The 20,859-nt window shown below is 69.8% G+C and carries 15 protein-coding genes; 10 read left to right on the top strand and 5 right to left on the bottom strand.

The window, feature by feature from the left end; all coding sequences use genetic code 11:
• Positions 1–125: 125 nt before the first annotated feature.
• Positions 126–602 carry an Lrp/AsnC family transcriptional regulator gene (locus F0415_RS11255; RefSeq protein WP_149861318.1) on the top strand — a complete coding sequence of 159 codons (477 nt, stop codon included), beginning with the start codon at positions 126–128 and terminating at the stop codon, positions 600–602.
• Positions 603–614: 12 nt separating this feature from the next.
• Here the strand turns inward: F0415_RS11255 and F0415_RS12795 are convergent, their stop codons facing one another.
• The 3 genes from F0415_RS12795 to F0415_RS11270 are packed head-to-tail and all read right to left on the bottom strand — an operon-like array spanning position 615 to position 3,632.
• Complete coding sequence (locus F0415_RS12795) at positions 615–1,814, bottom strand: GGDEF domain-containing protein (protein ID WP_149861319.1); 1,200 nt, start codon at positions 1,812–1,814, stop codon at positions 615–617.
• A 45-nt stretch (positions 1,815–1,859) separates the two neighbouring features.
• Positions 1,860–2,621 carry a rhomboid family intramembrane serine protease gene (locus tag F0415_RS11265; protein ID WP_246149947.1) on the bottom strand — a complete coding sequence of 254 codons (762 nt, stop codon included), beginning with the start codon at positions 2,619–2,621 and terminating at the stop codon, positions 1,860–1,862.
• A gap of 39 nt (positions 2,622–2,660) precedes the next feature.
• Positions 2,661–3,632 carry a TerC family protein gene (locus F0415_RS11270; protein ID WP_149861321.1) on the bottom strand — a complete coding sequence of 324 codons (972 nt, stop codon included), beginning with the start codon at positions 3,630–3,632 and terminating at the stop codon, positions 2,661–2,663.
• A gap of 267 nt (positions 3,633–3,899) precedes the next feature.
• Between F0415_RS11270 and F0415_RS11275 the strand changes: the two genes are divergently transcribed.
• The 5 genes from F0415_RS11275 (at position 3,900) to F0415_RS11295 (ending at position 8,853) form a co-directional block, all read left to right on the top strand.
• Positions 3,900–5,072 carry a GGDEF domain-containing protein gene (locus F0415_RS11275; protein WP_149861322.1) on the top strand — a complete coding sequence of 391 codons (1,173 nt, stop codon included), beginning with the start codon at positions 3,900–3,902 and terminating at the stop codon, positions 5,070–5,072.
• 35 nt (positions 5,073–5,107) lie between these two features.
• The gene (locus tag F0415_RS11280) at positions 5,108–6,280 is read left to right on the top strand and encodes a class I SAM-dependent rRNA methyltransferase (RefSeq protein WP_149861323.1); all 1,173 of its coding nucleotides are present in this window, start codon (positions 5,108–5,110) and stop codon (positions 6,278–6,280) included.
• A gap of 3 nt (positions 6,281–6,283) precedes the next feature.
• Complete coding sequence (locus tag F0415_RS11285; protein WP_149861324.1) at positions 6,284–7,486, top strand: TCR/Tet family MFS transporter; 1,203 nt, start codon at positions 6,284–6,286, stop codon at positions 7,484–7,486.
• Between the two features lie 46 nt (positions 7,487–7,532).
• On the top strand, positions 7,533–8,126 hold the full coding sequence (folE, locus tag F0415_RS11290) for a GTP cyclohydrolase I FolE (protein WP_149861325.1): 594 nt from the start codon (positions 7,533–7,535) through the stop codon (positions 8,124–8,126).
• Between the two features lie 157 nt (positions 8,127–8,283).
• Positions 8,284–8,853 (top strand): hypothetical protein, encoded by a 570-nt coding sequence (locus tag F0415_RS11295; protein WP_149861326.1) that lies wholly within the window; start codon positions 8,284–8,286, stop codon positions 8,851–8,853.
• A gap of 12 nt (positions 8,854–8,865) precedes the next feature.
• Here the strand turns inward: F0415_RS11295 and F0415_RS11300 are convergent, their stop codons facing one another.
• On the bottom strand, positions 8,866–12,393 hold the full coding sequence (locus F0415_RS11300; RefSeq protein ID WP_149861327.1) for an indolepyruvate ferredoxin oxidoreductase family protein: 3,528 nt from the start codon (positions 12,391–12,393) through the stop codon (positions 8,866–8,868).
• A gap of 189 nt (positions 12,394–12,582) precedes the next feature.
• Here F0415_RS11300 and F0415_RS11305 point away from each other — a divergent pair, with 189 nt between their 5' ends.
• Both F0415_RS11305 and F0415_RS11310 read left to right on the top strand, forming a co-directional pair.
• Positions 12,583–13,779: an EAL domain-containing response regulator gene (locus F0415_RS11305; protein ID WP_149861328.1), complete on the top strand. Its 1,197-nt coding sequence runs from the start codon at positions 12,583–12,585 to the stop codon at positions 13,777–13,779.
• An 11-nt stretch (positions 13,780–13,790) separates the two neighbouring features.
• Positions 13,791–16,640, top strand: coding sequence for an ATP-binding protein (locus tag F0415_RS11310; RefSeq protein ID WP_149861329.1), 2,850 nt, complete (start codon positions 13,791–13,793; stop codon positions 16,638–16,640).
• A 118-nt stretch (positions 16,641–16,758) separates the two neighbouring features.
• Here the strand turns inward: F0415_RS11310 and ggt are convergent, their stop codons facing one another.
• Complete coding sequence (ggt, locus tag F0415_RS11315) at positions 16,759–18,486, bottom strand: gamma-glutamyltransferase (RefSeq protein WP_149861330.1); 1,728 nt, start codon at positions 18,484–18,486, stop codon at positions 16,759–16,761.
• Positions 18,487–18,617: 131 nt separating this feature from the next.
• Here ggt and F0415_RS11320 point away from each other — a divergent pair, with 131 nt between their 5' ends.
• Positions 18,618–19,523, top strand: coding sequence for an AEC family transporter (locus tag F0415_RS11320; protein WP_149861331.1), 906 nt, complete (start codon positions 18,618–18,620; stop codon positions 19,521–19,523).
• A 133-nt stretch (positions 19,524–19,656) separates the two neighbouring features.
• Positions 19,657–20,703: a hypothetical protein gene (locus F0415_RS11325; protein ID WP_149861332.1), complete on the top strand. Its 1,047-nt coding sequence runs from the start codon at positions 19,657–19,659 to the stop codon at positions 20,701–20,703.
• The last annotated feature ends 156 nt before the right edge of the window (positions 20,704–20,859 follow it).

Consider the following 20,859-nt stretch of genomic DNA (forward strand, 5'->3'; position numbering starts at 1 on the left):
CGGCCTCCGGGCTTCCGTATGGGAACAAGTCTAGCGCCGGGGAGACGCAATTGCCTTGCATGCTTGCATGATTACCCTGAATGAGCGCAACATCATTGCGCGAAAAGCAGCATCAGCGATCAATAATGGACAATACGCGCCTCGACCGTACCGACCTGGCCCTGCTGGCCGAGCTGCAGCGCGAAGGCCGCCTGAGCAATGCCGAGCTGGCCGAACGGGTCCGGCTTTCGCCCTCGGCCTGCCTGCGCCGGGTGCAACGGCTGGAACAGGCGGGCGTGCTGGCCGGCTACACCGCGGTGCTGGATCCGGCCAGGCTCGGCCTGGGCCTGCAGGCCTTCGTGCGCGTGCAGCTGGAACGGCACGAGCCCGACCTGGTGGCCGCCTTCGCCGAGCGGGTGAACCGCTGGGACGAGGTGGTGGCCTGCCACGCCCTCACCGGCGACATGGACTACCTGCTGTACGTGGTGGTGCAGGACCTGGAGCATTTTTCCCGCTTCCTGCTCGACCGCCTGCTCAACGCCAGCGGCGTCGCCGACGTGAACACCAGCTTCGTGCTCAGGACGGTCAAGCCGCCGCGCGGACTGCCCCTGAGCCATCTGTGAGACAGCGCCGGCCTAGGGCCGCGTGTCCACCCATCCGCTCATCGGATCGGCGATCACCAGGTTCCGGCCAGCGTTCTTGGCCGCGTACATGGCCCGGTCGCCGCGTTGCAGCAGTTGCGAGAACAGGCGATCGGCCGGCGCCAGCACCGCCACCCCGATCGACAGCGTCACCGGCCGCAAGACGTCTCCCAGCACCAGCGGCAAGGCATTGAAGTTCTCGCGGATGCGCTCGGCCGCCGCCACCGCGCTGGCCGAATCGGTGTTGGGCATCAGCACCACGAACTCCTCGCCGCCCAGGCGGCCCAGCAGGTCGTCCGCCCGCAGGCAGTCGCGGATCCGCTCGACGGAACGCACCAGGGCCTCGTCGCCGGCGGCGTGGCCGAGCTCGTCGTTGATGCGCTTGAAGTGGTCCAGGTCTATGACCAGCACCGCCAGCGACATGCCGTGCCGGCGTGCCGCCGCCATCATCCGCGCGCCGAGTTCCTCGATGGCACGGCGGTTGTAGCAGTCGGTCAGGTAGTCCACCCGCGCGGCCCGCTCGAGCTCGCGCGCGCTGCGCTCGTTGCCCATCAGCAGGAAGCCGACCGTGGCGACCACCGGCAGGATGCCGCCGACCGCATAGGTCAGGATCTGCACGTGGTTTAGCGTGAAGACACCGGTGACCCGGGCCGGGTCCACCAGCAGAACGCCGGCGCGGTAGGCCAGGATGCCGCCGGCCGCGGCGAAGGACAGGCCGACCACGTGATGCAGGCGGTCGCGTCGGTGGGCATGACGGTAGAGGGTCCGGGCGCCGTAGGCGAGGATCGCGGCCATCGCCAGCGACACCACCACCAGCCGGGCGGTCAGGTCCGGGACGAGCAAGCCCCACCAGACGGAGCCGGCCACGACGACCAGCCATGGCGCCAGCAGCGGGGCGGGTCGGGCCCGACTGCCGAAAAAGCGATGCAGGGCCAGGGCATAGGCGACGAAGGCGAAGGCGATCAGCGCATTGGCCAGCACCACCGTGGCCCAGGCGGGCGCGCCGCCGCGCAGGGTGATCAGGACGAAGCCGGCCGGCTGTACCAGGGTGGCGACCACCCACCAACGCACGGCGGGCCGCACGGCGTCCGGAACGGACCGGGCCACCGCCATCAGCACCAGGCCGATCAGCAGGGTCAGCAGCGCGCCGACCAGCAAGGCCGAAGGGATGTCGAACTGCCAGTCCGGGCTCATGGCCGGGCAAACGGGGTGGCCGCTGGCGAGCGGACAGCCCCGGCCTCAGACATCGCCGTCATCCGTTTCGCGCCGGCGCGGGCGGAAAGGCAGGACCTGCCCGCGCGGTTCCTCCGGCCGCTGCCAGAGGACGGGCACCTCCCGGGGCGGCGGCGGTTCCAGCGGGTCCTCGATCTTCGCGCGCCCGGCATCGCCCTCAGGGTCTTCCGACTCCCAGCTGTAGCGCTGCCGCGGTGGCGGCGGATCCAGCCGGCGCCAGCGCAGGGCCGCCAGCACGCCCATGGCGGCGCCGCACAGATGGTATTCCCAGGAGACGCCGGGCTCGCGCGGCAGCACCGTCAGCAGCATGCCGCCGTAGAAGAAGAAGGCGATCAGGCCGGCGGCGATGGCGGTGCGGTCGCGCCGTAGCAGGCCCAGGGCGAACAGCAGGAACCCCAGGCCGTGGGTGAGGCCGCTGGCGCCGATATGCGGCGCATCGCCGGCGGCGATGAACCAGGTGCCCAGGCCCGAGCCCAGCCAGATCAGCGGCAGCGCCCGCAGTGTGGCGCGCGGGTACACGGTATGGACCAGCGGCGCCAGCAACAGCAAGGCCACGCCATTGCCCAGCCAGTGCCCGGGCGAGCCGTGCAGCAGGGGCGCGGTCAGGACCCCGATCAGGCCGGCCGGCGACTGCGGTACCAGCGCGCCCGGCCAGGGGCCGGAGAAATGGATGGCGCCCAGCGCGGCGACGAAGGCCATGGTGGCCAGCAACCCGCGCCGTAACCTTTGCCGCACCGCCTCGGCGTACTGCCGCTGTTCCGGGTCCATGCCGGCCATCGTGGGGGCGTCGGCGGCGGGCGCAAGGGCTCAGAGGCCCGGCCGGCCCGCCTGCTCGGTCCTGGGCCGGATCCACAGGCTCAGGGCCATGGCGGTGGCGATGGTCGCGGCCACCACGCCCAGTGAGACCGTGATCGGAATCTTGTAGACGTCCACCAGCAGCATCTTGGCGCCGATGAATACCAGCACCAGGGCCAGGCCGTAGGCCAGCAGGTGGAACTTCTCGGCGGCGCCGGCCAGCAGGAAATACAGCGCGCGCAGGCCCAGCACCGCGAACACGTTCGAGGTCAGCACGATGAACGGGTCGGTGGTGATGGCGAAGATGGCCGGGATCGAGTCCACGGCGAAAATGACATCGGTGACCGCGATCATCACCAGCACGATGAACAGCGGCGTGTACTTGCGCCGGCTGCCCTGACCGATCCACAGCGCCTCGCCGTGATAGCGGCGGATCAGCGGCAGGTGGCCGGTGATCCAGCGCAACACCGGGTTCTTGTCCATGTCCGGCTCCTGGCCGGCGGCCCAGAGCATCTTTACGCCGGTGAACAGCAGGAAAGCGCCGAAGAAATACAGGATCCAGTGGAAGCGGGCGATCAGCGCCGCGCCGATGAAGATCATGATCGCGCGCAGCACGATCGCGCCGAGCACGCCCAGGATCAACACCCGCTGCTGCGATTGCGGCGGCACCGCGAAATAGGTGAACAGCATCAGGAAGACGAAGATGTTGTCCACCGCCAGCGCCTTCTCCACCAGGTAGCCGGTGAGAAACTCCAGGGCGATGCGTTCGGCCTCCTCCGCCGGCGCCTGGCCGCGCAGGTACCACCACAGGCCGGCGTTGAAGGCCATGGCCAGGGCGACCCAGGCCAGGGACCAGACCAGGGCTTCGCGGGTGCTGACCTTGTGTGGACCGTTCTGGCGCAGGACCAGCAGGTCCACGGCCAGCGCGGCCAGGACCAGGGCGGTGAAGACGACCCACAACAGCGGGGTTCCGATGGTTTCCATGAGGGCTCCGGTGCGGTGACGATCGACCGCGCCGGGCCGGGTTCCGGGACGGAACGGCCTTCGCCTGACGCGGGCGAAGGTCTCGCTCGCAGGCCGGAACCTGCCTGCCGGACCGGGGCCGGTCGAACCGGCCCGTGATGACGATCACGGCAGCGGGAGCTACTCCCCTTCTACGCTGTACAGTCTGCCATGGGCCGTGAGGAGGCTGTCAAAGCCCCCCTCGCGGCGCCCGCCCGGACTGGGCCTGGCGGGCGAACGGGAGGCAGCATGCTGGATGTCCGGACGATCTTGGTGCTGGCGGTGCTGCTGGGCGTGGTCACCGTCCTGCTGCTGACCCACGCCGGCCGGGCCTTCCCGGCCGAGCGGCGCAGGCATTTGCGCATCTGGACGGTGGCCCTGCTGTTGCAGCTGGTCGCCTGGACCCTGCTGGCGATGCGCGACCTGGCACCGGACGCGGCTTCCATCGCCCTGGGCAACGGCCTGCTGCTGCTCGGTTACGCCGAGATGTGCCGGGCGGTGCGCGGGTTCCGGGAGCTGCCCGAACGGGCCGGCGCCTGGTGGGCGATCGTGCTGGCCGCCACGGTCATGCTGTGGCTGCTTTCGGCCATTTGGCCGCATTACTCGGCGCGGGTGCTGGTGGTGTGCGCGGTCGGCGTCCTGACCCTGGGGGGAATCGGCTGGGCGCTGCGCCGGCCGTTCCGCCGCGAAGGTTTCGGCGCCGCCCGGTTCACCGGCGTCTACGCCTGGCTGGGCGTGGCCCTGCTGCTGTGGCGGATGGGCGTGCACGCCGGCGAGCCACAGGCCCAAGGCAGCCTGCTGCAGGCCGCCGCCGCCGACCTGGCGGTATTCGTCTACGCCTCCCTCGGCGTCACCTTCCTCAGCCTGGGGTTCGTGCTGATGCACACCGAGAAGGCCTACAACGCCCTGCGCCAGCTGGCCTCGGTGGATCCGCTGACCGGCGTGATGGCGCGTGCGGTGCTGCTGGAAGCCGGAACCCGCATGCTGGCGGAGGCCCGCCGGCATGGCCGCGTGGTCAGTGCGCTGCTGCTGGACCTGGACCAGTTCAAGCCGGTCAACGACAGCCTTGGTCACGAGGCCGGCGACCGCATGCTGCGGCACCTGGCGGAGCGGGCCCGGCAGGTGTTGCGTGGCGAGGACCTGCTGTGCCGGATGGGCGGCGACGAATTCGTGGCCCTGCTGCCCAATACCGACCTGGCCGGCGCCCGCCGGGTAGCCGAACGCCTGCACGAGGCCCTGACCCGCGATCTGCTGGTGTTCCGCGGCATCGAGCTGCCGACCCCGGTATCCATGGGCGTGGCCGAGGCCGGCCGCGGCGAGCTCGACCTGGAGGCCCTGATCAAGCGCGCCGACGAAGCCATGTACGCCGCCAAACGCGCCGGCGGCGATCGCGTCGAAGCGGCGCCGCCGCCGCCGGGCTGAGCCCGTGCCGGCCGCCGCGCCGGTAGAATGCGGCGATGGAAACCCCCGCCCTGCCGGTGATCCGGCTCAAGATCGAGCGCCGCTCCAACCATCCCTGGATCTTCCAGAAGATGGTCGAGAAGCCGGTTGCCAAGCCACGCCCCGGCAGTCTGGTCGACATCCTCGACGCCAGCGGCCAATGGGTCGGCCGCGGCTTCTACAACGGCCACTCGCGCATCGCCCTGCGCGTGCTGACCGACGATCCGGACGAAGCGCTGGACGAGGCCTTCTTCCGCCGCCGCATCCGCGCCGCCGTGGCGCTGCGCCGGGACATGCTGCGGCTGGACGCGGTTTCCGACGCCTGGCGCGTCGTGCATTCCGAGGGGGATGGCCTCTCCGGCCTGGTGGTGGACCGTTACGGCGACCTGCTGGTGGTGGAGTTCTTCTCGGCCGGCGCCTTCCGCCACCGCGAATGGATCTACGCCGCGCTGGCGGAGGCATTCCCGGGATGCCGCTTCTACAGCTTCGCCGAGGAGCACGTGCAGAAGCAGGAGAGTTTCGACTTCCGCGCGCCGGCGGCGCCCGAACCCAGCGTCATCAGAGAGCATGGGCTGAAGTTCCGCGCCAGCCCGGGCAGCGGCCACAAGACCGGCTTTTTCGCCGACCAGCGCGAGAACCGCGAGTACCTCTCGCGCTTCTGTGCCGGCGCGAAGGTGCTGGACATCTGCTGCAACTCCGGCGGCTTCGCCATCTACGCCAGGGCCCGCGGCGGCGCCGACGAGGTCACCGGCCTCGACCTGGACGAGGGCATCCTCGAGGTGGCGCAGCAGAACGCGCGCCTGAACGACGCCAGGGTGCGCTTCGTCCAGGCCGACCTCTTCCCATGGCTGCGCGAGGCGCAGCAGCGCGGCCAGCAATGGGACGTAGTGGTGCTGGACCCGGCCAAGATGACCCGCGACCGCGAGCAGGTCATTCCGGCCCTGAAGAAGTACCTGGACATGAACAGGCTGGCGCTGTCGGTGGTGAAGCCCGGCGGCGTCTTCCTCACCTGCTCCTGCACCGGCCTGGTCAGCGAGGAGCAGTTCCTGGACATGCTGCGGCGGGCGGCCTTCTACGCCGGCCGGACCGTGCAGGTGTTCAAGGTGGCCGGCGCCGGCGCCGACCATCCCTTCCTGGCGCATGTGCCCGAAAGCCGCTACCTGAAGGCGGTGTTCTGCCGCGTGGAGTGACGCATGCGCAACGCCGCGATGGTGTTCGTGTTCATCGTGGTGCTGCTGGACATCCTGGCCTTCGGCCTGATCATCCCCGTCCTGCCGCACCTGATCGAGCAGTTCGTCGGCGGTGATACCGCCACCGCCGCGCGCTGGGTCGGGGTGTTCGGCATGGTGTTCGCGGCGGTGCAGTTCGCCTGCGCGCCGATCCAGGGCGCGCTGTCGGACCGCTTCGGGCGGCGGCCGGTGATCCTGCTGTCCTGCCTGGGCCTGGGCCTGGACTTCATCCTGATGGCGGTGGCGCAGTCGCTGCCGCTGCTGTTCATCGGCCGGCTGATTTCCGGTGCCACCGCCGCCAGCTACTCCATCGCCAACGCCTACATCGCCGACGTGGTGCCGCCGGAGCGGCGCGCGCGCGCCTACGGCCTGCTTGGCTCGGCTTTCGGCCTGGGCTTCATCGTCGGTCCGGTGGCGGGCGGCCTGCTGGGCGACATCGACCTGCGCCTGCCGTTCTGGGTGGCGGCGGGCCTGGCCCTGGGCAACTTCGGCTACGGCCTGCTCGTGCTGCCGGAATCGCTGCCGCCGGAGCGGCGCAGCGCCCGGGTGGACTGGCGCCATGCCAATCCCCTGGGCGCACTGGCGCTGCTGCGCCGCTATCCGCAGGTGCTGGGCCTGGCGACCGTGGTCCTCCTGGGGGCGCTGGCGCACTACGTGTTTCCCAGCGTGTTCGTGTTGTTCGCCGACCACGCCTACGGCTGGGGCATCCGCGAGGTCGGCTATGTGCTGGCGGCGGTGGGCGTCTGCACGGCCATCGTCCAGGCCGGGCTGATCGGCCGCATCGTCGCCGCCATCGGCGAGCGCAGGGCGCTGCTGCTGGGCCAGGCCGCCGGTCTGGGCGGGTTCGCGCTGTACAGCATCGCGCCCAGCGGCGCCTGGTTCCTGGCCGGCATTCCGGTGATGGCGTTCTGGGGCCTGGCCAATCCCTCGCTGCAGGCCCTGGCCACCCGTCGCCTGGGGCCGGACGTGCAGGGACGGCTGCAGGGCGCCTTCATGAGCCTGGCCAGCCTGGCGGGTATCGTCGCGCCGGTAGTGTTCAGCCAGGTGTTCGCGGCCTCGATCGACGGCAGCCTGGGCTTCGAATTCCCGGGCGCGCCCTTCGCCCTGTCCATGCTGATCGTGGGCCTGGCGCTGTGGGTGTCGGAGCGGGCCAGCCGGCCGCGCTGAGCCGGGGCCGGCTACACTGGCCACCCCGAACCGGGAGGCTGTGACGATGAGCCGGAAGGAGAAGACCGTCAGCCAGGCCGAGGCCGAGGAGGCCGTGCGCACCCTGCTGCGCTGGGCCGGCGAGGACCCCGATCGCGAGGGCCTGCTGGACACGCCGCGGCGGGTGGTCGAGGCCTACGGCGACTGGTTCCGCGGCTACCGCGAGGATCCGCACGACTACCTGGCGCGCACCTTCGAGGAGGTGGCGGGTTACGACGAAATGATCGTGCTGCGCGACATCGAGTTCGAGTCGCACTGCGAGCACCACATGGCGCCGATCATCGGCAAGGTGCACATCGGTTACCTGCCTGACGGCAAGGTGGTGGGCATCAGCAAGCTGGCCCGGGTGGTGGAGGCCTACGCCCGCCGTTTCCAGGTACAGGAGAAGATGACCGCGCAGATCGCCCGCTGCATCCAGGATGTGCTGCAGCCGCGCGGCGTCGGCGTGGTGGTCGAGGGTGCCCACGAATGCATGACCACCCGCGGCATCCACAAGCGTGGGGTCGGCATGGTCACCTCGAAGATGCTGGGCAGCTTCCGCGAGGACGCCCGCACCCGAGCCGAGTTCCTCCGCTTCATAGACGTCGGCCCCGGCCGCTGACGGCCTCCCGGCGGGGCGCCGGCGTCACCGTCCCGGCTCGGACCCGGCCGACTCCGATCCTGCCCTGCCAGGACCCCTGGCCGGCGCCGGCCACCGCCCCGTCCGGGGCGTGGCCGCTGCTCCGACCCCGCGGGCGAAAGCCTATAATCGCCAGGCCATGAGCGACCCCCGCGCCCAGATCAAGGCCCTCCGCGACGCCATGGTGGCGGCCTCCCCGCCCCAGGCCGGCGCCTGGCTGGTCCGCCTCGAAGCCATCGAGCAGGCGATGACGGCCCTGCTGGCCGAACGCGAACGCCTGCTGCATGACGTCGAGGCCGCCGAACATTCCCGCGATGCCGCCAAGCTGCAGCAGATGAAGACGGCCGGACAGCTCAAGACCCTGCACAAGTCCCTGGCCGCCGCCGCCCCGGACGTGGCCGGCAGCAACGATCCGCAGTCCGATGCCCTGCGCCGCATCGAATGGCTGGCCAACCATGGCGGATCCGACCCGGCAGCGGCCGAAGCCGCCAAGGCCGCCGAGATGGACGCGCCCATCCCCGGTCGCGCCGTGCTGGAGGCCGTGGCCGCCGGCGAGCGCAAGTTCACCAAGGCGCAGCTGGATTTCAGCATCGCCGAGGCCATGGTCCTGACCGGCTGGGAGATGACGCCGCTGGAGCTGACCCAGAAGGGCGAGCCCTGGCTGGCCGAGCTGATCCTCAGGCACCAGCAGGGCGAAGCGGTCGGCTGAGTGCCGGCGTCCTCAGGCGGCGTCGCGCGCCGCCTGCGGGTTGCGCCAGCGCGCCAGCAGTTCGGCCTCGCGGGCCTTGGCCCTGGTCAGGTGCGCTTCCTTGACGTGACCGTAGCCGCGGATGTGCTCCGGCACCGAGGCGATCTCGGCGGCCAGGTCGGCATTGCCGGCATCCAGGCCCGCCAGCAGCTCTTCGATCACCTGTGCGTAGTCGGCGATCAGCCGCCGCTCCATCCGCCGCTCCTCCGTGCGGCCGAAGATGTCGAAGGCGGTGCCGCGCAGGCCCTTCATCTTCGCCAGCAGCCTGAACAGGGTGAACACCCAGGGGCCGTACTCCTTCTTGATCAGCCGGCCCTCGGCGTCGCGCCTGGAGAACAGCGGCGGCGCCAGGTTGAAGTGGATGCGGTAGTCGCCCTCGAACTGCTGCTCGATGCGCTTGCGGAACTGGCCCGAGGTGTACAGGCGCGCCACCTCGTACTCGTCCTTGTAGGCCATCAGCTTGAAGTAGTAGCGGGCCACCGCCTCGGTCAGCCTGGTCGAGCCCGGCAGCTTGCGCGCCTCGGCCTGGCGCACCTTGTCCACCAGGGCCAGGTAGCGGCCGGCATAGGCCTTGTCCTGGTAGTCGGTGAGGAAGGCGGCGCGGCGCTCGATCATCCGGTCCAGCGACTCGCTGATGTGTTCGTCGTCCAGCGGATCGGCCGGGCCGGTGGCGACCGGCTGCTCCGCCAGGCCGGCGGCTTCGAGCACCGCCTGCGGATCCACGGCGGCCAGGCGGCCCCAGGCGAAGGCCTGCTTGTTCATCTCCACCGCGGCGCCGTTGAGCTCGATGGCGCGGATCAGGGCCTCGAAGCTCACCGGCACCAGACCGCGCTGCCAGGCCACGCCCAGCATGAACAGGTTGGTGGCGATGGCGTCACCCAGCAGGGCGGTGGCGATCTCGGTGGCCGGCACCTGCAGCGGCTGGCGGCCGCCCAGGGCGGTGCGCACCGCCTCGACGATGCCGGCTGCCGGGAACTGCATGTCCGGCAGGCGGGTGAAGGGGCCGGGCATGGCCTGGTAGTCGTTCAGCACCACCTCGGTGCGGTCGGCGCGGATCTTCGACAGCGACCAGTAGTCGTTCACGACGACCATGTCACAGCCCAGCACCAGGTCGGCCTCGCCGGCGGCGATGCGCACGGCGTGGATGTCGGCCGGCGAGCGGGCGATGCGCACGTGCGTGGTCACCGCGCCGCCCTTCTGTGCCAGGCCGGTCTGGTCGAGCACGCTGGCGCCCTTGTTCTCCAGGTGCGCGGCCATGCCCAGCAGGGCGCCGATGGTCACCACGCCGGTGCCGCCGACGCCGGTGATCAGGATGTTCCAGGGCCGCTCGAGATCGGAGCGGAACTGCGGCTGCGGCAGCCGCGCCAGGCGCTCGGACGCGTCCACCCCCTTGCGCTTGCGCAGGCCGCCGCCCTTGATGGTGACGAAGCTGGGGCAGAAGCCCTGCACGCAGCTGAAGTCCTTGTTGCAGTTGCTCTGGTCGATCTCGCGCTTGCGGCCGTACTCGGTTTCCTTTGGCAGCACGCTGACGCAGTTGGACTTCAGGCCGCAATCGCCGCAGCCCTCGCAGACCAGCGAGTTGATGGCGATGCGCTTGGCCGGGTCCGGCATCTTGCCGCGCTTGCGCCGGCGGCGCTTCTCGGCGGCGCAGGTCTGGTCGTAGATCAGCACGGTGGTGCCAGGAGTCTCGCGCAGGCGCCTCTGCACCGCGTCGAGTTCCTTGCGGTCGTGGAACTCGACGCCGGCCGGGAAGATGGACTTGTCCGACCACTTCTCGATGTCGTCGCTGAGCACGACGATGGTCTTCACGCCCTCGCTGCGCACCTGGTGGGCGATGTCGGGCACGGTCAGGGTGCCGTCCACCGGCTGGCCGCCGGTCATGGCGACGGCGTCGTTGTAGAGGATCTTGTAGGTGATGTTGACGCCGGCGGCGATGGACTGGCGGATGGCCAGCGAGCCGGAGTGGAAGTAGGTGCCGTCGCCGAGGTTCTGGAAGACGTGCTTCTCCTCGGTGAAGGGCGCCTGGCCGGCCCAGGTGACGCCTTCGCCGCCCATGTGGGTGAAAGTGTCGGTGCGGCGGTCCATCCAGGTGACCATGTAGTGGCAGCCAATGCCGCCGAGCGCGCGCGAGCCCTCCGGCACCACGGTCGAGGTGTTGTGCGGGCAGCCCGAACAGTAGTGCGGCACGCGCGGGAAGTTGGCCCGCGGCAGGGCAAGCTCTTTTTCCTTGGCGGCGATCCACTTCAGGCGGTCGTCCATGGCCTCGGAGCGGAAAAAGCGCTGCACGCGGCTGGCGATGACACGGGCGATGCGGGCCGGGGTCAGCTCGTTGGTGCTTGGCAGCACCCAGTTGCCGTCCTCGTCGTACTTGCCGACGATGCTGGGGCGCTTGCCGTGCTCCCAGTTGTACATGTATTCCTTCATCTGCCGCTCGACGAAGCTGCGCTTCTCCTCGACGACGATGATGTCCTCCAGGCCGCGGGCGAACTCGCGGATGCCCAGCGGTTCCAGCGGCCAGGTCATGCCGACCTTGTAGACGCGGATGCCGATGTCCTCGGCCACCCTGCGGTCGATACCCAGGTATTCCAGGGCCTGCAGCACGTCCAGGTAGCTCTTGCCGGTGGTGACGATACCCAGGCGCGCCTTCGGCGAATCAATGACCACCTTGTCGATGCGGTTGGCGCGGGCGAAGGCCTGCGCTGCCTTCACCGCGTACTGGTGCAGGCGCATCTCCTGGTCCAGCGGCGGATCCGGCCAGCGGATGTTCAGGCCGCCCGGCGGCAGTTCGAGGTCGGTGGGCAGGACGATGTCGAGCTGGTGCGGGTTGACGTTCACCGAGGCCGAGGACTCCACGGTTTCGGCGATCGTCTTGAAGCCGATCCAGCGGCCGGTGTAGCGGCTCATGGCCCAGCCCAGCAGGCCCATGTCCAGGATGTCCTGCACGCCGGCCGGGTTGAGCACCGGCATCATTGCGCTCTCGAACTCGCCCTCGGAGCCGTGCGGCAGGGTCGAGCTGCGGCAGGCGTGGTCGTCGGCGGCCAGGGCCAGCACGCCGCCGAAGCGCGAGGTGCCGGCGGCGTTGCCGTGCTTGAAGACGTCGCCGCAGCGGTCCACGCCCGGGCCCTTGCCGTACCACATGGCGAACACGCCATCCACCTTGGCGCCGGGGAAGAGGTTGGTCTGCTGGCTGCCCCAGACCATGGTCGCGCCCAGGTCCTCGTTCAGGCCGGGGGTGAACTCGATGTTCGATGCCTTCAGGTGCTTGCGGGCCCGCCACAATTCCAGGTCGAAGCCGCCCAGCGGCGAACCGCGGTAACCGGAGATGAAGCCGGCGGTGTTCAGCCCGGCGGCCCGGTCGCGCATCTGCTGCATCAGCGGCAGGCGCACCAGGGCCTGCACGCCGGAAAGGTAGATCCGGCCCGTTTCCCGCGTGTACTTGTGTTCGAGCGTGTACTCGCGGTCGACCGGGGCGGCGGCGGGGGTCGGAGCGGGGCTGGACATGGGAATTCCGGGCGTGGGCAAAGACGCCGAATTATACAGGCCCGTCTTCATCGGCCCCGGCACGCCCTGGCCGGATCGGCGGCCCGCCGGCGTTCTCGCCCTTGCCGACCGGACAGGGCGGCCGGGCGGTTTTCCAGCCGCCGCCGACCGGTTTACAGTGCAGCCTCCGCCACAGGGGACTGGCGACAGATGGGTTTGTCCGACCTCCGCGTCATGTTGGTCGAGGACCACGGCTTCCAGCGCCGGCTGGGGCTGCGCCTGCTCGCGGACCTGGGGGTGGCGAACCTGCACGAGGCCGCCGACGGCTTCCAGGCCCTGGAGGTGCTGCGCCGGCTCGAAACCCCGCCCGACGTCATCCTGGTGGACCTGGACATGCCCGGCATGGACGGCGTCGAGTTCATCGGCATCGTCGCCGAGGAGCGACTGGCCCATTCCATCGCCGTGGTCAGCGCCATGGAACCCGCCTTGCTGCACACGGTTCAGGTGATGGCCAAGGCTTCCGGCCTGAAGGTGCTGGGTTGCATCGAAAAACCGCTCACGCCCGGCAAGTTGACCACCGTGTTGTCCCTGTACGACATGGACCCGGCCACGGCCGCGGCCGCCCTGGACGTGCAGGTGTCGCTGGAGGACGCCCGCCTGGCGCTGTCGCGCGGCGATATCCAGGCCTGGTTCCAGCCGCAGGCCGAGTTCCACAACGGCAAGATCGTCGGCGTCGAGGCCCTGGCCCGCTGGCGCCTGGCCGACGGCCGCATGGTGCCGCCGACCGTGTTCGTGCCGGTGATGGAGGCCGGCGGCCTGGCCGACGAACTGACCAGCCTCATGCTGGTGCAGGCCTGCGCCTGGTCCAAGCGCTGGGCGGCCCGGGGCCTGTCCCTGAAGGTGTCGGTGAACGTGTCCGGGCACAACCTGACCGGTCCGGAAGTGGCCGACCGCTACGAGGACATCCTGCGCGAGCACGGCCTGAAACCCGACCAGGTGGTGCTGGAGATCACCGAAAGCTCGGTGATGAGCGACACCGCCCGCGGCCTGGGCATGCTGGCGCGGCTGCGGCTCAAGGGCTTCGGCCTGAGCGTGGACGATTTCGGCACCGGCTACTCCTCGCTGTCGCAGCTGTCGCAGATCCCGTTCACGGAGCTGAAGATCGATCGCGGTTTCGTCAGCGGCGCCACCGTCCAGCCGCGCAAGCGGGCCATGATCGAAACCAGCCTGGATCTGGCGCGCAAGCTGGGTCTGGACGTGGTGGCCGAGGGGGTGGAGACGGAAGAAGAATGGCAGTTGCTGGCCCAGCTCGGCTGCGATGTCGCCCAGGGCTACCTGATCGCGGCGCCGGTGCCCGGCGAACAACTGCACGACGCCATCCAGCGCTGGCGCCAGGCGCATCCCTGAGGCTGTCGGCGGTGGCGCGCCCTGGCCCCACCTTCGGCATCCGGGTGCAACTGCTGGGCCTGTTCGGCCTGCTGCTGCTGACCGGCGCTGGCGTGTTGCTGCTGGACGAACTGGAGCGGCGCAGCAACCTGCGTACCCTGGTCGAGCTCAAGGACGAATCGCTGGCGACCCTGCGTCGTACCAAGGCGGTGTCCGACGCCTACGGCATGGACATCGTGGACACCACTTTCCGGGTCCGTAACGGCCTGATCAGCTGGGAAGAGGGCGTGCAGGTGGTGGACAACGCCCGCCTGCGCATCCAGGAGCATTGGCGGGCGCTTGAGAAGATGCCCCTGACCGAGGAGCAGCGGGTGCTGTTCGATCAGGTTGCGCGGGCACGGGTGCGCGCCGACACCGCCGCCGAAACGCTGCGCGGCATCCTGCTGCAGAAAGACATCGTGGCGCTGGGGCGCTTTGCCGACACCGAGCTGTACCCCGCCATCGATCCGGTCACCACCCGGATGAAGCATTTGGGTGACCTGGAGATGATCCAGGCCGAGCGGCGGGTGCGTGCCCAGGAGCGGCGGGCCGAGCGCACCGCCTGGACCCGTTTCCTGTTCAGCCTGTTCACCCTGGCGGTGGTGGCGGTGGTGGGCACGCGCCTGCTGCGCAACATCTACAAGGGCGTGGAAAGCCTGACCGCGCTGGCGCAGCAGATGCGCCGGCACGACTACGGCGCCTCGCCGCGATACCGCCCGGCAGGCGAACTTGGCGAGGTGCTCGATGCCTTTCTTGCGATGCGCGACGACGTACGCAGGTTCGAGGCCGAGCTCAACGAGCAACTGACCCGCAACGAACAGGTGCGCGCCGCCCTGGCCGAGCGCGAAATGTTTCAGCGGTCGCTGTTCGCGGCGGCACGGGTGGCGATCTTCTCCACCGACCTGGAAGGGCGGGTCACCAGCTTCAATCCGCAGGCCGAACGCCTGACCGGCTGGCGCGCCGAGGACGTGATCGGTCGGCGCGGCATGGAAATGCTGCTGCCGGCGGAGGAGCTGCAGCGCGTGGCTGACGACCTGGCCGCCGCCGGCAGGCCGGCGACGCCGGGGTCGGAGCTGCTGCCGGCCTTGATCGAACGGGCATCGCCGCCGCTTGAATGGCATTTCCTGCGCAAGGACGGCAGCCGGGTGCCGGTGTTGCTGGCCCTGTCGGCCCTGCGCAGCGGCGCCGGCAAGCCGGTCGGCTATCTGGCCGCCGGCACCGACCTTACCCAGATCAAGCAGCTGGAGCAGCGCCTGCGCGCCAGCGAGGCCAAGGCCCGCGAGGCCAGCGAGGCCAAGAGCAATTTCGTCGCCGCCATGAGCCACGAGATCCGCACGCCGATGATCGGCGTCACCGGCATGCTGGAGATCCTGGCCCATACCGAGCTCGACGACGAACAGCGGCGCATCATCCAGGTGATCCAGCAGTCGGCGCGCTCGCTGTTGCAGATCATCGGCGACATCCTCGATTTCTCGAAGGTGGAGGCCGGGCGGCTGGAGCTGGCGCCCACCACCGTATCGCTGCCGCGGTTGCTGCGTTCGACCGTGGCCAACTTCGGCGGCTCGGCCTCGAGCAAGGGCCTGATGCTTGCTTGCAGCGTGGACGATCGGGTCGGCCCGGCGCACGTTGCCGATGGTCTTCGGCTGCGGCAGATCCTGTCGAACTTTCTCTCCAACGCCATCAAGTTCACCGAGAAGGGCTTCGTCGAGGCGGCGCTGGAATGGCGTGGCCGCGAAGGCGATGGTGACCGGCTGTGTTTCCGGGTCACCGACACCGGTATCGGCGTCACGCCCGAACAGCAGGCCAGGCTGTTCCAGCCCTTCCAGCAGGCCGAGGGCAGCATTACCCGCCGCTTTGGCGGCACCGGCCTGGGCCTGGTCATCTCGCGGCGCCTGGCCGAGCTGATGGGCGGCGAGGTGACGATGGAGAGCACCCCGGGCGCCGGCACCACCCTGCGCCTGGAGCTGGTGCTGCCGCGTGGCGACGAGTCCGAGCTGGAGCCCGAGGCCGCGCCGGACCCGAGCGAAGGCTTCCTGGCCCGCCCGCTGCCCAGCGTCGAAGAGGCCGTGCAGGAACGCAGCCTGGTGCTGATCGTGGACGATCATCCGACCAATCGCCTGGTGGTCGGGCGGCAGCTGCAACTGGCCGGTTACGCCAGCGAAACGGCCGAAGACGGCTTGCGTGGCCTGGAAGCCTGGCGCAGCGGCCGCTACGGCCTGGTGCTGTCGGACGTGCACATGCCGCGCATGGACGGCTACGAGATGGTGCGCGCCATCCGCGATGAGGAAGCGCGCACCGGCAAGCCACGCACGCCGGTGATCGCACTCACCGCCGCCGCACTCAAGGGTGAAGCCGAGCGCTGCCTGGCCGCCGGCATGGACGAATACCTGGCCAAGCCGGTTTCGATTCCGGAGCTGGTGGCGGCCCTGCGCCGCTGGCTGCCGCACACCGTGCCGCTGGCCGGCGACATGAAGGCGGCGTCGCCGCTGCCGCAGGTGAGCAGCGAACCGCAGCCGCTGGATGCGGCCGTGCTGGAACCCTTGACCGGCGGCGATCCGGTCGAAATCCGCGCCGTGCTGGACGACTATCTCGCCGCCACCGAAACCGATCTGAAAGAACTGCGGGCGGCCCAGGCCAGCGGCGACCTGGCCCGTCTGGCCAGCCAGGCGCACAAGCTCAAGGGCGCGGCAAAGCTGGTCGGCGCCCTGCCTTTGGCCGAAGCCGCCCTGGCCCTGGAGCAGGCCGCCAAGGCGGGGCAATGGGAGCAGGTATTGCCGCACGCCGCCGACGTGACGACGGCCTTCGAACGCCTGCGGCGTTACGTCGAGGAGACGTTCCGCTGAGCGGTGGCGCGGTTTGCTGAGCCCTGCCCCGGGGTTTCGCCGGCCCGGCACGCATCGCCGGGCGCAATCGCTTCAATGGCCCGCTGCCCGCCCGCCTTCGTCGCCGCGCTTTCCCGCTTCAATAGCCGGCCGCCTGCCCGTCCTTGCGGCTCTCGCTGGCGCCGACATAGACGCCGTTTTCGTGGTCACGGGCGATGGCCTGGTAGCCGCCGTAGGGGCCGTCGGCGAACTGGATGCGGTGGCCGCGGCGCATCAGCTCGCGGATGGTCTCGTAGGGGAAGCCGGTTTCCAGGTTGAGCACGCCGCCGTCACGCATCTCCACCAGCTGGCCGGCCGGGTCGGTGCTGCCGTCGTGGTGGATGCGCGGGGCGTCGCCGGCTTCCTGCAGGTTCATGCCGAAGTCCACCAGGTTCATCACGATCTGCACATGGCCCTGCGGCTGCATGGCGCCGCCCATCACGCCGAAGCTGACCCATGGCTTGCCATCCCTGGTGATGAAGGCGGGGATGATGGTGTGGAATGGGCGCTTGCCGGGCGCATAACTGTTGGGATGGCCGGGCTTGAGCACGAACTGCTCGCCGCGGTCCTGGAAGATGAAGCCCAGGCCGGGCGGGGCCATGCCGCTGCCCATGCCGCGGTAGTTGGACTGGATCAGCGAAACCATCATGCCGTCCTTGTCGGCGGTGGTCAGGTAGATGGTGTCGCCCTGGTTGAGCACGGCGCCGGCGTCCACGGCGCGGGCGGCGCGATCGGGGGCGATCAGGGCGCGGCGCCCGGCGGCGTAGTCCTTGGAGATCAGCCGCTGCACCAGCGCCTGCGCGGCCTTGCGGTCGTCCTCGGGGAAGAAATCCGGATCGGCATACCAGCGGGCGCGGTCGGCGAAGGCCAGCTTCTTGGCCTCGACGAACAGGTGCACGTGCTCGGCGCTGCCGAAGGGAATCCTCGAGAAGTCGTAACCCTCGAGGATGTTGAGCATCTGCAGGGCGGCAATGCCCTGGCCGTTGGGCGGCAGTTCCCAGACCTCGACGCCACGGTAGCCGGTGCCGACCGGCTCGACCCACTCGCCCTGGTGCGTGGCCAGGTCCTCGTAACGCAGGAAGCCGCCGTTCTGGCGGAAGTAGGCGTCAATGCGGCGGGCGACCTCGCCCTTGTAGAAGGCGTCACGGCCCTCGCGGCCGATGGTTTCCAGGGTGTTGGCCAGGTTGGGATTGCGCCAGAGCTCGCCCTTGCGCGGCGCGCGGCCGTTGATGGTGAACTGTTCGGCGAAACCGGGCCACTTCGACAGCACCGGCACGCTGCGACCCCAGTAGTGGGCAATGGTCTCGTGCACCGGGTGGCCCTTGCGGGCATAGTCGATGCTCGGTTGCAGCACCTCGCGCATCGGCAGGCGGCCGAAGCGGCCATGCAGGGCGAACCAGGCATCCACCGTGCCGGGCACGGTGACGGGCAGCGGGCCGTGCGGCGGAATTTCGGTGTAGCCGTTTTCCTGGAACCACTCCAGGGTGAGCGCGCGCGGCGAGCGGCCGGAGCCGTTGTAGCCGTACAGCTTCTTCGTCTTCGGGTCCCAGACGATGGCGAACAGGTCGCCGCCGATTCCGTTGCCGGTCGGCTCCATCAGGCCGAGGGCGGCATTGGCGGCGATGGCGGCGTCCATGGCGCTGCCGCCGCGGCGCATGGTGTCCAGGGCGATCTGGGTGGCCAGCGGGTGCGAGGTGGCGGCCATGGCCTCGGGCGCGATCACTTCCGAGCGCGTGGCGAAGGGCTGGCCGGTGATGCGGTCGGCGCACATGGCGGGGGCTCCGGCGAGACTGGTGGCGAGGGCGAGCAGGGCGGGCAGGTGGCGCATGGACGTGGCTCCGGGCATGCCAGTGCGGGAAGATAGCGCGGTCGCGGTCGCGGCGCCGGCATCGCCCCCGGCGGCATGCCGACATCCGGCACTGACGGGCAACACGGAGACGCACGGGAATGCCACCAGCCATGGCCTTGGACGCCTTCGCCCTGATCTTCGCCATGCTGGCCCTTGGCCTGTTGTTCCGGCGCCTGCACTTGCTGCCGGAGAACGCCGGCGAAGTGCTCAATCTGGTGGTGCTCTACGTTTGCCTGCCGGCGGCGGTGCTGCTATACGCGCCACGGCTGCGGCTGGAGCCGGCCCTGCTGGCGGTGGCCGCCGTGCCCTGGCTGTTGCTGGCCGTGGTGGTGCCACTGGTGGCCCTGCTGGTGCGTTGGCTGCACCTGCGTCGTGACGAAGGGGCGGTGCTGCTGCTCTGCCTGGCCCTGGGCAACACCAGCTTTCTCGGCTATCCGCTGGTGCGGGCACTGCTGGGCGAGGAGGCGTTGCCGTACGCGGTGGTCTACGACCAGTTCGGCGCCTTCCTGATCCTGTCCACCTTCGGCCTGTACGTGCTGGCGCGCTACGGCGGCGACCACGAGCCGGGCTGGCGCGACATGGCGCGGCGCATCGTCACCTTCCCGCCCTTCCTGGCCATGGTGTTCGGCCTGACGCTGATGCCGTCGGATCCGCCGGCCTGGATCGCCGGCGGACTGCAGCGTCTGGCCGACGCCCTGCTGCCGCTGGTGGTGCTGGCCATCGGCCTCGGCCTGCAGCTGCGGCTGCCGCTGGACGAGCTCAAGCCACTGGCGGCCGGCCTGGTGTCCAAGCTGTTGCTGTTGCCGCTGGTGGCCTGGGGCCTGGTGTGGCTGCTCGGCGTGCAGGGCACGATGCGCGACGCGGTGGTGCTGGAGTCGGCGATGCCGCCGATGGTCACCGCCGCCGCGCTGGCCATCTCCCACCGCCTGGCGCCACGCCTCGCCGCGGCCCTGGTCGGCTACGGCATCCTCCTTTCTCTGCTCAGCCTCCCCGCCTGGACTGCCGTCCTCCGCTGACCCGCCAACACCTGACCCTTTGTTCTGACCCTTTGTTCTGACCCCAATATCTGGCGAGTGATGGAAGCCGGGTAGTGCGCGGAAGGGGGAGTGTGGCATGGTCGGGGCGTCACCCAGGCAGGAAGGAACTGGCATGAGAAAGGTCGTGAAAGCCCTGGTGCTGGCGCTGGCCTGCGGCGTGGCCGCGCCTGTCATGGCGGAGGAAGCACTGGCGACCGATCCGGCCCGGCAGCAGGCCATGACCCGCTACTACCTCGCCGCCGCAGAAGCCGAGGGTGAGCCGATCTCCGACCTGATGCTGCTCGAGATGCTGCGGCCGGATAGTGGCTTCATCGCCGAGCCGACCGAAGCGGCCCAGGCCGCGCGCCTGCAGCTGGTCCGCCGCCGGCTGGAAGCCCGTGTCGAGGCCGCCAGCCGGCATGACCCGGCCGTCCTGGCCCAGCGCCTGGGCTGTGACGGCCAAAACGTCAATACCGAGACTTGCGTCCGCAATCTGGACCACCTGGCCGAACTGGCCGGCGACAATGCTTACTACCACCTCGTGGGCATGTCCTACGCCTGGATGCGCAACGACGCCGAGCGCTTCTTCCGGCACGCTGAACTGGCCGCTGTCGCCCCGGAGTACAAGCCGGAGATCTGGCGTCACCTGGATGCCTATCGCGATCGCCTGCGGCACGCCCCGGTACAAATGCTGCCCGAACACGCGGAAAACCCCGCGCTTCCGCTGTCGGACATCCAGGCGATGAGCCTGGCTGCGGCGGTCGCCCTGCCCGCCTTCCACTACTTCAGCCAGCCCTGCCGGGAAGCCGAGGGCCAGCTGCGCCAGCATTGCCTGGCGATCGCCATGAAGATGGTCGGGCAGGACGATTCCCTCATCGACCTGTACATCGGCGAGTCCGTGGTGCGCGCGTTGGGCGACGAAGCGCAGAAGACCTGGGCCCGCGAGCGCCGTCGAGGGGCCGCCTGGCTGACGGAAGCGATCACACCCGTGCTCGCCGACATCGAGGGCGATCCCGAGGCCATCGTTACCTACTTCGACCTGTTGACGGGCGAAGGCGAACTGGCGGCCATGCGCTGGATCGCCGAAACCCGGGGTCTGCCGGTCACACCGCCGGCCGACTGGGTCGACCGCAGCGAGCGTGAGCGGACCGCCGGCGACGCACCGAAGGCCCCTCGCTGACTGAAACCAGAGTCAGGGGTCAGACCCTGGGGTCAGATCAAAGGGTCAGATCAAAGGGTCAGATCAAAGGGTCAGATCAAAGGGTCAGATCAAAGGGTCAGATCAAAGGGTCAGATCAAAGGGTCAGATCAAAGGGTCAGATCAAAGGGTCAGATC

Source organism: Arenimonas fontis, assembly GCF_008386465.1.
Classification (GTDB): domain Bacteria; phylum Pseudomonadota; class Gammaproteobacteria; order Xanthomonadales; family Xanthomonadaceae; genus Arenimonas; species Arenimonas fontis.